Annotated in this window: 9 protein-coding genes; 7 read left to right on the top strand and 2 right to left on the bottom strand. The window is 70.3% G+C overall.

Annotated features, from left to right (window positions below; all coding sequences use genetic code 11):
* The first annotated feature begins 622 nt into the window (after positions 1–622).
* Positions 623–1,561 (top strand): LysR family transcriptional regulator, encoded by a 939-nt coding sequence (locus BLT59_RS23160; protein WP_091786115.1) that lies wholly within the window; start codon positions 623–625, stop codon positions 1,559–1,561.
* Between the two features lie 9 nt (positions 1,562–1,570).
* Here BLT59_RS23160 and BLT59_RS23155 read toward each other — a convergent pair whose 3' ends face one another.
* Positions 1,571–3,055, bottom strand: coding sequence for a DUF2252 domain-containing protein (locus tag BLT59_RS23155; protein WP_091786112.1), 1,485 nt, complete (start codon positions 3,053–3,055; stop codon positions 1,571–1,573).
* Between the two features lie 263 nt (positions 3,056–3,318).
* On the opposite strand from BLT59_RS23155, the gene BLT59_RS23150 reads away from it, so the two are divergent.
* The 6 genes from BLT59_RS23150 (at position 3,319) to BLT59_RS23125 (ending at position 12,085) form a co-directional block, all read left to right on the top strand.
* Positions 3,319–4,971, top strand: a complete 1,653-nt coding sequence (locus tag BLT59_RS23150) for an acetolactate synthase large subunit (RefSeq protein ID WP_091786109.1) — start codon at positions 3,319–3,321, stop codon at positions 4,969–4,971.
* Positions 4,972–5,014: 43 nt separating this feature from the next.
* The gene (locus BLT59_RS23145) at positions 5,015–6,190 is read left to right on the top strand and encodes an iron-containing alcohol dehydrogenase (RefSeq protein WP_091786106.1); all 1,176 of its coding nucleotides are present in this window, start codon (positions 5,015–5,017) and stop codon (positions 6,188–6,190) included.
* 151 nt (positions 6,191–6,341) lie between these two features.
* Positions 6,342–7,172 (top strand): poly(R)-hydroxyalkanoic acid synthase subunit PhaE, encoded by an 831-nt coding sequence (locus tag BLT59_RS23140; protein ID WP_091786102.1) that lies wholly within the window; start codon positions 6,342–6,344, stop codon positions 7,170–7,172.
* Positions 7,165–8,307, top strand: a complete 1,143-nt coding sequence (gene phaC / locus BLT59_RS23135) for a class III poly(R)-hydroxyalkanoic acid synthase subunit PhaC (RefSeq protein WP_175544106.1) — start codon at positions 7,165–7,167, stop codon at positions 8,305–8,307. The genes BLT59_RS23140 and phaC overlap by 8 nt, the downstream gene beginning before the upstream one ends.
* A gap of 300 nt (positions 8,308–8,607) precedes the next feature.
* Positions 8,608–10,620, top strand: coding sequence for an acyl CoA:acetate/3-ketoacid CoA transferase (locus BLT59_RS23130; RefSeq protein WP_091786099.1), 2,013 nt, complete (start codon positions 8,608–8,610; stop codon positions 10,618–10,620).
* Positions 10,613–12,085 (top strand): NAD-dependent succinate-semialdehyde dehydrogenase, encoded by a 1,473-nt coding sequence (locus BLT59_RS23125; RefSeq protein WP_091786096.1) that lies wholly within the window; start codon positions 10,613–10,615, stop codon positions 12,083–12,085. Before BLT59_RS23130 ends, BLT59_RS23125 begins: the two co-directional genes overlap by 8 nt.
* A gap of 83 nt (positions 12,086–12,168) precedes the next feature.
* Here the strand turns inward: BLT59_RS23125 and BLT59_RS23120 are convergent, their stop codons facing one another.
* Positions 12,169–12,453, bottom strand: a complete 285-nt coding sequence (locus BLT59_RS23120; RefSeq protein ID WP_091786091.1) for a hypothetical protein — start codon at positions 12,451–12,453, stop codon at positions 12,169–12,171.
* Positions 12,454–12,466 lie beyond the last annotated feature (13 nt).

Genomic DNA, 12,466 nt, shown 5'->3' with positions numbered 1-12,466 from the left:
GGTCTCTGCGAGGCGCACGCACCTCCGGAACCCGCTATCAGCGCCGTGGCCTTCCAGCCGTCCCGCCTCGTCGTGGGCGGGTCCGCAGGTCGCTCAGGGTCAGCCCAGAAGCGGGTCGGCGCGGGGGCATTTCCGCACCCGCCGGGCAAAGCACCGCCCGGTCTCACGCCCGCCACCGAGACACGCCCCGTACCGGTTCGCCGCCCGGGGCGATGGCGGCTGAGAGCCACCGACGCAGGCACCGCCCTCACCCACGGACCCGCCCGGTCAGCCACCGGACGAGCCCCCGAAGGACGCCGCGGGATCGCTCCCGAAGCGCCGTGGGCAGGTGCGGCTAGGAAGCACAAAATAGGAACATTGTCAAGATCGGGGAGCGATGGGACGTCGCGACGCGTGAGCGCGCGGCGCGGGCCCCCTCTCCCGCACGGGAGAGGGGGTAGGGCGCGGATGTCCCGACCGGAGGGCCCCGCCTTTCAGACCGTTGCAGCACGAGCGGCAACGGCCCAGGAGCCGCCGTCGGAGCGGAATCCTGGCATGTCGGCGCACCCTGATCCCGGAAATGACGGGGAAGCGGCTACGTCTGCTATGTCGGGCATCCGAGCCCTCACCGATCGCGTCGCCCGTGGCCATCGACCATATCGATCTCAGCCGGATCGACCTGAATCTGCTGGTCGCCCTCGACGCGCTTCTCGACGAGCGCAGCGTCACGCGGGCCGCCGCGCGGGTCGGGATCGGCCAATCGGCGATGAGTTCGAGCCTGGCCCGCCTGCGGCGGCTGTTCGACGACGAGCTCCTGACCCGGGCACCGGACGGAATGCGGCCGACGCCCCGGGCCCTCAAGATCGCCGAGCCGCTGCGCGCCACCCTCCGGCAGGTGCAGGCGCTGGTGCACCGGGAGGAGCAGTTCGATCCCACCACCGTCGAGCGCACCTTCACGGTGAGCCTGCCGGACAGCGTCGAGGCGCTGCTCGGCCCGCGCCTGATCGCGCAGCTCCGGCGGGACGCGCCCGGCATCCGGCTGCTGCTGCGCTCGATCGACCGGACCCGGATCCTCGACGAACTCGATGCCGACCGGGTCGATCTCGCCATCGGCCTGTTCTCGGAGGGGCAGCTCCACCATAAGCAGCGCCTCCTCTACCGGGACAGCTACGTGGTGCTGTTCAACGCCGCGCTGATCGGCCTCCAGCCGCCGATCGCGCTCGACGATTACCTGCGCTTCCCGCACGTGCTGACGTCCCTGCGCGAGACCGCCCACGGGGTGGTCGACGACGCCCTCGCGCTGATCGGGCGCTCGCGCACCCTGGCGGTGACGACCCCGCGCTTCCTCGTCGTGCCGTTCATGGTCCGGGCGGCGCCGGTTATCGCCACGATGCACGCCCGGCTCGCCACCTCCTTCGCCAGTGCCCTGGCGCTCAGCGTCAGCCCCGTGCCGGTGCCCCTCGACGACGTGGCCGTATCGATGCTCTGGCACGCCTCCTACGACCACGACCCGGCTCACCGCTGGCTGAGGGATCTCCTGGTCCGGCTGGCCCACGAGCCGCCGGCCCCCGGCATCATCTGAGCCCCGCGCTCACAGGCAGGGATCGTCCGCGGCCTCCAGGCGGCCGCTCGCGATCGCCGCGCGGAACAGGGCAAAGTCGGCCGCATTGCGCTCCGCGTAGGCGGCGGCCCAGTCGGCGATCGCCCCGCTCAGGTCGTGGTGCTTGCCGCTGCCGCAATAGCCGGCGATCGCCGCCGCATCCCCGGTTCGGGCATGGGCACGGGCCAGCAGCGTCCCATAGGCATACGAGAAGGTCAGAAGCGGCGCGCCGGACATCCGCGCCAGCGGAATCGCGCCCTTCAGGTTCTTCATCTGACGCACGTAGAACGGCCGGCCCGCGATGCTGGTCCAGCCCAGCAGCGGGTCGCCCACCGCCTGGAGCAGGCGCTGGCCGTAGATCACCCGCTCGCCCTCGTGCCCGGAGAACGGGGCCGGCACGCCCGGCAGGTACGGCGCGTGCGCCGGGCGGACCGCCTCCTTGACCTGGAGGAAGAGCGCGTCCGCGTCGGAATTGCCGAACAGCAGCGCCAGGTAGGCCCGGGTCCCGACGCTGCCGACACCGACGACGCGGTGGGCGACATCGACGACATGGTAGCGGTCGAGCATGAAGCGCCGCTCGCGCGGCAGGGTCTCGGCGTAGCGCTCCAGGCCGGTGACGACGCCCTCGCGGGTCGCCTCGTCCACGGGCGTCAGGATCGGCGGATCGGTCTGCAATTGCCAGCTGCCGTCGGTGCGCCGCTCGGCCACCTGGGCGAGGAGGCTGCGGTTGTTCCGCCGCCGTGCCTTGTCGACAGCACGCCGGACCACGGCCCGGGCCTCCGCGTCCATCTGAAGCCCGGCCATGTCCGGGGCGTCGGCGCGCGTGGTCTGGTACCAGACGTCGAGGGAGCCCTGCGGCGCGAGGCGGCGCATCGTGTGCTGGTAGGCGGAGACCGCCTCCATGACGGCGGCGCGCCGCTCGCTCGCCGGTGCGCCCGCATCCGCGGTGGCGACCGCGAGCCCGGCGGCGAGCCGCTTCAGATCCCATTCCCACGGGCCGATCGTGACCTCGTCGAAATCGTTGAGGTCGAGGACGATGTCGCGCTGGGGCGTGCCGAACAGGCCGAAATTGTCGGTGTGCGCGTCGCCGTTCATCACGACGTTGATGCCGCTGCGCGGGCCGCGCGACAGGTCCCAGGCCATGACGTGGGCGGCCCCGCGCAGGAACGCGAAGGGCGAGCTCGCCATCCGGGCGACCCGCAGCGGGATCAGGTGCGGCTGGCGACCCTTATGGGCGGCCTCGATCAGGGCGATCGGGTCGGGCCGGTCCGGATCGGAGGCCAGCGTGGCCTGGCTCGCATGGGGCACCTCGGCGCGCAGCCGCTTGCCGGCCCTGCGGCGCTTGTCCCAGGCCTCGACGCCCATGCGGAGGTCGATCCGCGGAAAGTCTGCGACCGGCGCGAGCACCGCTTCCACGCCCGGAGCATCAGTGTCCCGGTCCTCCGGCGCAGTCTTGTCGCTTCCGATGCGGTCCATCGATATCCCAACGTGGCATGCAAGACGGGCTCGACCGCACTGTCATCCGCCCCGAGCCGGGGCAGAGTTCCACGCGTTAGCATCCGGCCGGCTCTGTGACTTCTCGGGCCCGGACGGCCCTTGACCACTCTACAGGCGAGCCCTCTAACGAACCGAATATTCGGGGGGTGATCCCTCGTCCTGTGCCGTTCACGGCCTCGCGATCGAAGGGCCGGAACTGCTCGGGGCGCTTCCGGGACGCCGTTGCATCAGCGAGACTTCGCATGCCCAAGGGTTCAGATCTCCTCGTCGCGGCGCTCGAGAACGAGGGCGTCGACCGCATCTTCGGCATTCCCGGGGAGGAGAACCTCGACGTCGTCGAATCCCTGCGCAACTCCAAGATCGAGCTGGTCCTCACCCGTCACGAGCAGGCGGCGAGCTTCATGGCCGCCACCCACGGCCGCCTCACCGGCCGCCCGGGCGTCTGCCTCTCGACGCTCGGCCCGGGCGCGCTGAACTTCTCCACCGGGGCCGCCTACGCGCATCTCGGCGCCATGCCGATGATCATCATCACCGGCCAGAAGGGCATCCTGACCTCGCGCCAGGCGAAGTTCCAGATCGTCGACGTGATCTCGTCGATGAAGCCGATCACCAAGATGGCCCGGCAGATCGTCTCCGCCTCCTCGATCCCCACCATCGTGCGCGACGCCTTCCGGGTCGCCACCGAGGAGCGGCCCGGCCCGGTGCTGCTGGAGCTTCCCGAGGACATCGCCGCCGAGGAGGCCGAGGCCGACCTCGTCCCCTCCCACCCGATCGACATTCCGGTCGCCCATCCGGCCGCGATCGAGCGCGCCGCCGCCATGATCCTCGGGGCCAAGCGCCCGCTGGTCATGCTGGGCGCCGCCGCGAGCCGCCCCCGCGCCACCGGCGAGCTCGGCGGCTTCGTGCAGCGCACCGGCATCCCGTTCTTCACCACCCAGATGGGCAAGGGCACGGTCGCGGGCGGGACCGACCTCTACATGGGCACCGCCGCTCTGTCCGAGCGCGACTACGTCCACGAGGCGATCGACAAGGCCGACCTGATCATCGCCATCGGACACGACACGATCGAGAAGCCGCCCTTCTTCATGGGCCAGGCCGACCAGAAGGTCCTGCACATCAGCTACATGCCGGCCAATGTCGAGCAGGTCTACTACCCCGACGCCGAGGTGGTCGGCGACCTCGGGCCGACGCTGAAGCTCCTGGCCGACAAGCTCGACGGCAAGCTGCCGAACGCCGGCGCGCTGCTGCACCTGCGCGAGCACATCCTCAGCCATATCGGCGACCGGGCCGGCGAGGACCGCTTCCCGGTGACGCCGCAGCGCCTCGTGCGCGACGTGCGCCGGGTCATCCCCGAGGACGGAATCGTCTGCCTCGACAACGGGATGTACAAGATCTGGTTCGCCCGGAACTACCGCACCTACGTCGCCAACACGCTGCTCCTCGACAACGCGCTGGCCACCATGGGCGCGGGCCTGCCCTCGGCCATGATGGCGGCGATGCTCTACCCGAAGCGGCGCGTGATGGCCGTGTGCGGCGACGGCGGCTTCATGATGAACAGCCAGGAGATGGAGACCGCCGTCCGGCTCAAGCTCAACCTCGTGGTGCTGGTGCTCGACGATTCCGCCTACGGGATGATCCGCTGGAAGCAGGCGGTCGACAAGTTTGCCGATTACGGCATGACCTTCAACAACCCGGACTTCGTGCTCTACGCCAAGTCCTACGGGGCCACCGGCCACCGCGTCGAGTCGGTCAACGACCTCGTGCCGACGCTGGACCGGGCCTTCGCGGCGGGCGGCGTCCACCTCGTGGCGGTGCCGATCGACTATTCCGAGAACACCCGCGTGCTGGTCGACGAGCTGCGCGCCAAGGTGAAGGATTTCGAGCCCGCCGAGTGACCCCGGCCTCGCAGAGACTCGGCTTGCAAGACAGGGAAGCGCGATGAACCCGTTCACCTTTCAGACCACGCCGAACGTGCTGTTCGAGGCCGGCGCCGCCAAGAAGCTGCCCGAGATCGTCGGCAGTTTCGGGGCGAAGCGCGTCCTGCTGGTCACCGACAAGGGCGTGCGCAGCGCCGGCCTCACCAAGGCCGCCGAGGCGGCTTTGGCGGACGCCGGCGTCACCCTCGACGTCTACGAGGATGTCGTCGCCGACCCGCCCTCCACGGTGATCGAGGCGGCGGCGAAGCGCGCCCGGGAGCTCGGGACCGACCTCGTCCTGTCGATCGGCGGCGGCTCGGCGCTCGATACCGCCAAGCTCGTGGCCTACCTCGCCAAGTCGGACGAGCCGCTGGATTCGATCTACGGCGTCGGCCTCGCCAAGGGCGACCGCCTGCCGCTGATCCTCGTGCCGACCACCGCCGGCACCGGCTCCGAGGTGACGCCGATCTCGATCGTCACCACGCCGACCACCGAGAAGAAGGGCGTCGTCGCGCCGAAGCTCCTGCCCGACTGGGCGGTGCTCGACCCGGAGCTGACGCTCGGCCTGCCGTCGCACGTGACGGCCGCCACCGGCATCGACGCCATGGTCCACGCCATCGAGGCCTTCACCAGCAAGAACAAGAAGAACCCGATCTCCGACCAGCTCGCCAAGCAGGCGCTGGCGCTGCTGTCGGCCAACATCCGCACGGCCTGCACGGACGGCAAGAACCTCGAGGCGCGCTCCGGCATGCTGCTCGGCTCGATGCTCGCCGGCATGGCCTTCGCCAACGCCCCCGTGGCGGCGGTGCATGCGCTCGCCTACCCGGTCGGCGCGATCTTCCACGTGCCGCACGGGCTCTCGAACGCCCTCGTGCTGATGGGGGTGATGCGCTTCAACCTCTCCCACGCGGAGGCACTCTACGCCGAGCTGGCGCCGATCCTCGATCCCGCCGCGGCGGATCTGCCGCCGGCCGAGGCCGCCAAGCACTTCGTGGACAGCCTCGACGCGATCTGCCGCGACTGCAAGGTGCCGGCCTCGCTCGCCGAGGTCGGGGTCGCCCGGCAGGATCTGGAGCGCATGGCCGCCGACGCGATGAAGCAGACGCGGCTCCTCGTGAACAATCCGCGCGAGGTCACCTACGACGACGCCTTCAAGATCTACGCCGAGGCCCTCGGGGAGGCACGGCCAGCGGCGTGAACACGGGTCGCCGGCTCCGTCATCACGAGCGCAGCGAAGTGACCCAGGGTCGCGCGAGGTTGTCGAACGTGGCGCTGCTGGATTGCTTCGCTCCGCTCGCAAAGACGGAGGCGACGTTTTCAGCCTCGGGGCTGTGAGGAGAAACGCCAGCATGGACCAGTTCGACGCGTTCCGGGCCATGGGCGAGTTCTGGACCCGGGCCGGCGCGGGCTTCTTCACCCCGGGCGCCGGGCAGGCCGCGCCCGGCTTCGGCTGGCCGAGTTTCCCGGGGGGCGACCTCGCGGCTCTCGCCGCCGCCCAAGCCAAGCTGACCGAGGCCTGGACCGCCGCCAGCGCCCTCTCGCAGACATTGACGCGATCGCTCCAGGGCGGCCCCGGTGCGCCTGACCCGACCGCGGGCGCGGTGCTCGCCCGGATCTTCGATCCGCAGGCCTGGCTCGGCGGCTCGGGCGAGTTCGACGCCGCGCTGACCCGCATGTCCGAGGGCCCACAGCTCGCCGACCTGTGGCAGACCGAGCGGCGCTACGCGGCCCTGTTCACCGCCTGGACGACGCTGCGGCGGGCGCAGAGCGAGCATCAGGCCGTGATGCTCGAAGCCTGGACGCGGGCTGCCGGAACCTTCGCCCAGGAGGCCAATGCCCGCGCCGAGCGGGGCGAGAGCTTCACCTCCGCCCGGGACATGATGACCCGCTGGATCGAGACCGCCAACACGGTCCTTCTGGAGGTCCAGCGCTCGGAGAAATTCCTGGCCTCGCAGCGGGCGGTGCTGCGGGCCTCCACCGACCTCCGGCTCGCCCAGCAGGACGTCGCGGCCTTCCTGTCCGAGTTCTACGGCCAGCCGACCCGGGCCGAGCTCGACGACGTCCACAAGAGCCTGACCGAGCTGCGCCGCGAGGTCCGGGCGCTGCGCCGCGAGCGACGGCAGGCCGGCAAGATCTCGAAGGCGGGCGGTTCACAGGCCGGGGAGGACGCTCATGGCTGATCAGGAGAGCCTGAAGGCGCCGGCCGCGCCGCTCGCCCTCACCCCGGCCGAGATGCTGGCCGAGGTCGGCACGCTCGGCCAGCGCATCAGCGCCGGCGCCAAGCTGTTCGCGGAGGTCCGCGACGCGGATGTCGAGATCGCCACCACGCCGAAGGATCTGGTCTGGAGCCAGGACAAGGTCAGCCTCTACCGCTACCGGCCGCTCGCCGAGAGCAGGGGTCTGCCGCCGGTGCTGATCGTGTACGGCCTGATCGGCCGCTACACGATGGCCGACCTGCAGGAGGACCGCTCGCTCGTCCGCAACCTCCTGAATCTCGGCCTCGACCTCTACGTGGTCGATTGGGGCAATCCGGGCCGGGCCGACCGCTACGTCACCATCGACGATTACGTGGACGGCTATCTGGCCGAGTGCGTCGCCTTCATCCAGGAGGCGGCCGGTCGGGAAAAGATCAGCCTGCTCGGCATCTGCGAGGGCGGTGTCTTCACCACCTGCTACGCGGCGCTCTACCCCGAGACCGTCAACGCGATGGTGCTGACCATCACGCCGATCGACTTCCACGCCGACACGCGGGAGAACCGGGCCGGCCACGGCTTCATCAACGTCTGGACGCGCTCGCTCACGCCCGAGGATGTCGACCGGCTGATCGAGGCGCAGGGGTCTCTGCCCGGGGCCTTCATGGGCTCGGTGTTCTCGATGATGACGCCGATGCGCACCATGACGAAGTACAACCTCGACCTGCTCGACGCCCTCGACGACAAGAAGAAGTTCCTGAACTTCCTCCGCATGGAGAAGTGGATCGCCGACCGGCCGGACCATCCCGGAGAGGCCGCCAAGCAGTGGCTGAAGGACCTCTATCAGGACAACAAGCTGGTTCAGAGTTCCTTCGAGCTCGGCGGCCGGCGGGTGGAGCTGAAGGCCATCACCTGCCCGGTGCTGAACGTCTTCGCCCAGGACGACCACATCATCCCGCCGGCCACCTCGCAGGCGCTGAAAGATAAGATCGGCACCACCGACTACACCGAGATGGGGCTGCCCGGCGGCCATGTCGGCGTGTTCGTCGGCGGCAAGGCACAGAAGCTGCTGGGCTCCGGCATTGCCGACTGGCTGGGCAAGCGGGGGTCGAATGCTCGCTGATCGGTCCTCACGAAGCGCGACGTCCCTCCCCTCCTCTGCAGAGGAGGGCTACCGGATTCCCGCATCTCTGCCGGACCCCACGCGTTTGAGGAATAAGCGCGTTTCCCCTCCCCCTTGCGGGGAGGGGTCAGGGGTGGGGGTGGTGCAGGAGGCACCGCACCGCTCGATCCTGCACCACCCCCACCTCCAACTCCTCCCCGCAGGGGGGAGGAGAGCGCGTCTCGGCCAGCGATGTGTGAATGTCGTAGCCCGGAGACGGGGGAGGGAAAGGCGCGCGGTCCGGCCGCCGAGGACCAATCCATGGGCAGCCTGAAGAACAAGATCGTCAGCGCCGACGAGGCGGTCGCCATCCTGCAGGACGGCGACATGGTCGCGGTGTCGGGCTTCGTCGGGATCGGCACGCCCGACGAGCTGATCCTGGCACTCGCCCGTCGCTTCGAGGCCGGCAACGGCCCGCACGGGATCGGCCTGATGTTCGCCGCCGCCCCCGGCGACGGCAAGGAGCGCGGCCTCAACCGCCTCGCGATCCCGGGCCTCGTCCGCCGCGTCGTCGGCGGCCACTGGGCGCTCGTGCCGAAGCTCGGCGCCATGGCGGTGGCGGGCGAGATCGAGGCCTACAACCTGCCGCTCGGCGTGGTCTCGCACCTCTACCGGGAGATCGCCGCCCATACCCCCGGCCACATCACCAAGGTGGGCCTGCGCACCTTCGTCGACCCGCGGCTGGAGGGCGGCAAGCTCAACGCCGTCACGCAGGAAGACCTCGTCAGCGTGGTCGAGCTCGGCGGCGAATCCTGGCTCCACTACAATGCCTTCCCGGTCAACGTCGCGCTGATCCGCGGCACCACGGCCGATCCCGCCGGCAACATCACCATGGAGCGCGAGGCGCTCACCCTCGACAACCTCGCCGCCGCCATGGCGGCGAAGAATTCCGGCGGCTTCGTCATCGCCCAGGTCGAGCGGCTGGCCGAGGCCGGTTCGCTCAACCCGCGCGAGGTGCAGGTGCCGGGCGTGCTGGTCGATTGCGTGGTGCTCAGCCAGCCCGAGAACCACCGCCAGACCTACGGCACGCCCTACAACCACGCCTTCACGGGCCGCCAGCGCGTGCCGCTGGACCGGATCGCCCCGATGGCGCTCGATACCCGCAAGGTCATCGCCCGGCGCTGCGCCTTCGAGTTGCCGCCGGGCGGCGTGGTCAATCTCGGTATCGGCATGCCCGAGGGCGTCGCGGCGGTCGCCGCCGAGGAGCGGGTGCTGAAATACCTGACGCTGACTGCCGAGCCGGGCGTGATCGGCGGCCTGCCGCAGGGCGGGCTCGATTTCGGCGCCGCCCTCAACCCGGCCGCGGTGCTGCACCAGAACCAGCAGTTCGACTTCTACGACGGCGGCGGCCTCGACCTCGCCTGCCTGGGCCTCGCCCAGTGCGACGCCGAGGGCAACGTCAACGTCAGCCGCTTCGGCAAGAAGCTCGCGGGTGCGGGCGGGTTCATCAACATCTCGCAGAACGCCAAGAGCCTCGTCTTCGCCGGCACCTTCACGGCCGACGGCCTCAAGGTGGCGGTGGAAGACGGCGGCATCCGGATCCTCAGCGAGGGCCGCTCGCGAAAATTCATCGCCGCCGTGGAGCAGGTGACCTTCTCCGGGTCCTACGCGGCCGAGCGCGGCCAGCCGGTGCTCTACGTGACCGAGCGCTGCGTGTTCCGCCGGACCCGGGCCGGCATGGAGCTGGTCGAGGTCGCGCCGGGGATCGACATCGCGCGCGACATCCTGGGCCAGATGGGCTTCACGCCGATCGTGCAAGACCCGCAGCCGATGGATCCGCGCCTGTTCCGCGAGTCGGTGATGGCGCTGGAGCCCTGGCTGCTGGGCCTCTCGCTGTCGGAGCGGATCAGCTACGACCCGGAGCGCAACATCCTGTTCTCGAACCTCGAAGGTTTCCAGGTCCGGACCATCGACGACGTCGAGCTGGTGCGCCGCGAATACGAGCGCGCCTGCCAGGAGATCGGCCGCAAGGTCCACCTGATCGCCAACTACGACGGGTTCGAGATCGACCCGACGGTGAGCGACGCCTACTTCTCGGCGATCGCCTATCTCGAAAACCGCTATTACGAGACCGCGTCCCGGTATACCACGAGCGCGTTCTTGCGATTGAAACTCGGCGCCTCGTTGGCGAGCCGCGACCTGGCTCCCCATGTCTTCGAGACAAAAGCCGAGGCGCAGGCGAGGAATACGGCCCAGAGCGTGCCTCTCAAGCCGCGGCCCGGCATGTCCCAGCCCGACATGCCGCGGCCGCCGAAGGAACCGTTGGATGCCTGAGTTCGAGACCCCCTCCCTGAAGGACCGCGCCCTGCTGGTCGATGCCTGCCTGATCGGCGGCGCATGGTCGAAGGCCGGGTCCGGCAGCATCGACGTCACCAACCCGGCGACGGGCGCGCTGATCGCCAAGGTGCCGAATGCCGGCGCCGAGGAGACCCGCCAGGCGATCCGCGCGGCGCACGAGGCCTACCCGGCCTGGCGCGCCAAGACCGCCAACGAGCGTGCCGTGCTGCTGCGCAAGCTCGCGGCGCTCGTGACCGAGCATCAGGAGGATCTCGCGCAGATCCTCACCGCCGAGCAGGGCAAGTCGCTGACCGAGTCCCGCGGCGAGGTCGCCATGTCGGCAGCCTACGTGCTGTGGTTCGCGGAAGAAGCGCGCCGCGTCTACGGCGACGTGGTCCCCTCCCCCTGGGGTGACCGCAAGATCCTCGTCACCAAGGAGCCGGTGGGCGTCGTGGCGGCGATCACGCCGTGGAACTTCCCGTCCTCGATGATCGCCCGCAAGATCGCCCCGGCGCTCGCCGCCGGCTGCCCGATCGTGATCAAGCCCGCCTCGCAGACCCCGCTCTCGGGCCTCGCCTGGGGCGTGCTGTGCGAGCGTGCCGGCTTCCCGGCCGGCACGGTCTCGATCCTCACCGGCTCGGCGCGGGCGATCGGCGCCGAGATGACCGGCAACCCGCTCGTCAAGAAGATCACGTTCACGGGCTCCACCGAGGTCGGCAAGGTGCTGCTGGAGCAGGCCGCCCACACGGTGAAGAAGGTGTCGATGGAGCTCGGCGGCAACGCGCCGTTCATCGTGTTCGACGACGCCGATCTCGACCGGGCGGTCGCCGGCGCGATGCTCGCCAAGTACCGCAACTCCGGCCAGACCTGCATCTGCACCAATCGATTCCTGGTGCAGGACGGGATCTACGACGCCTTCGCGGAGAAGATGGCCGAGGCGGCCAACCGCCTGAAGGTCGGCAACGGCGTCGAGGACGGCGTCGCCCAGGGGCCGCTGATCGACATGGCGGCCGTGGAGAAGACCGAGGCGCATATCCGCGACGCCGTCGAGAAGGGCGGCCGGGTGGTGGCGGGCGGACACCGCCACGCGCTGGGCGGCCAGTTCTTCGAGCCGACGGTGATCACTGGCGCCACGCCCGCCATGGCGGTGGCCCGGGAGGAGACCTTCGGGCCGCTGGCGCCGCTGTTCCGCTTCCGCGACGAGGCGGAGGCGATCCGCATGGCCAACGACACCGAGTACGGGCTCGCCTGCTACTTCTACACCCGCGATCTCGGCCGCACCTTCCGGGTCGCGGAGGCGCTGGAATACGGCATGGTCGGGATCAACGAGGGGATCATCACCACCGAGGTGGCGCCCTTCGGCGGCGTGAAGGAATCCGGCCTCGGCCGCGAGGGCTCGTACCAGGGCATCGAGGATTACCTGAACACCAAGTACCTGTGCGTGGGCGGGCTCGGCGCCTGAGGCCACGGCCTCGACTGGATACGCATCGCGATCGGACGGGCTCTCCCTACCACCGCGAAGGGGGGAGGGAGAGCCGGCGCGCCTTACCGGCCGCTCGGCGCGGCGCCGCTCCCGGTGGTGCCGTTGCCCGAGCTGCTGCCGGCGGGCGCGCCCGGGGTGCTGACGCGCGGGCCGCCGCTGGTGCCGGGCGCCATGCCGGCGCCGGTGGAGCCGGTGCGCTCCATGGTCCCGGTTCCGGTGCCGCCCACCGCGCCGGACTTGTTCACGTTGCCCTGGTCGGCCCCGCCCGTATGGGGCGCCTGCGCCAGCGCCGCGCCGGATGTGGCGAGAACGAGGGACGTGGCCAGCGCGAGGATCGTCTTCGACATGGTACCTCCTGAA

The sequence above is a fragment of the Methylobacterium sp. UNC378MF genome, from assembly GCF_900103195.1.
GTDB lineage: Bacteria > Pseudomonadota > Alphaproteobacteria > Rhizobiales > Beijerinckiaceae > Methylobacterium.
Note: the sequence above shows the minus strand (reverse complement) of the source record. Positions and strands in the feature narration are given on the sequence as shown.

Excerpts from the sequence above, each read along its gene's own strand:
- BLT59_RS23155 (WP_091786112.1), bottom strand. The coding sequence starts at position 3,055 with ATGGACCGCATCGGAAGCGACAAGACTGCGCCGGAGGACCGGGACACT.
- BLT59_RS23150 (WP_091786109.1), top strand. The coding sequence starts at position 3,319 with ATGCCCAAGGGTTCAGATCTCCTCGTCGCGGCGCTCGAGAACGAGGGC.
- BLT59_RS23145 (WP_091786106.1), top strand. The coding sequence starts at position 5,015 with ATGAACCCGTTCACCTTTCAGACCACGCCGAACGTGCTGTTCGAGGCC.
- BLT59_RS23140 (WP_091786102.1), top strand. The coding sequence starts at position 6,342 with ATGGACCAGTTCGACGCGTTCCGGGCCATGGGCGAGTTCTGGACCCGG.
- phaC (WP_175544106.1), top strand. The coding sequence starts at position 7,165 with ATGGCTGATCAGGAGAGCCTGAAGGCGCCGGCCGCGCCGCTCGCCCTC.
- BLT59_RS23130 (WP_091786099.1), top strand. The coding sequence starts at position 8,608 with ATGGGCAGCCTGAAGAACAAGATCGTCAGCGCCGACGAGGCGGTCGCC.
- BLT59_RS23125 (WP_091786096.1), top strand. The coding sequence starts at position 10,613 with ATGCCTGAGTTCGAGACCCCCTCCCTGAAGGACCGCGCCCTGCTGGTC.
- BLT59_RS23120 (WP_091786091.1), bottom strand. The coding sequence starts at position 12,453 with ATGTCGAAGACGATCCTCGCGCTGGCCACGTCCCTCGTTCTCGCCACA.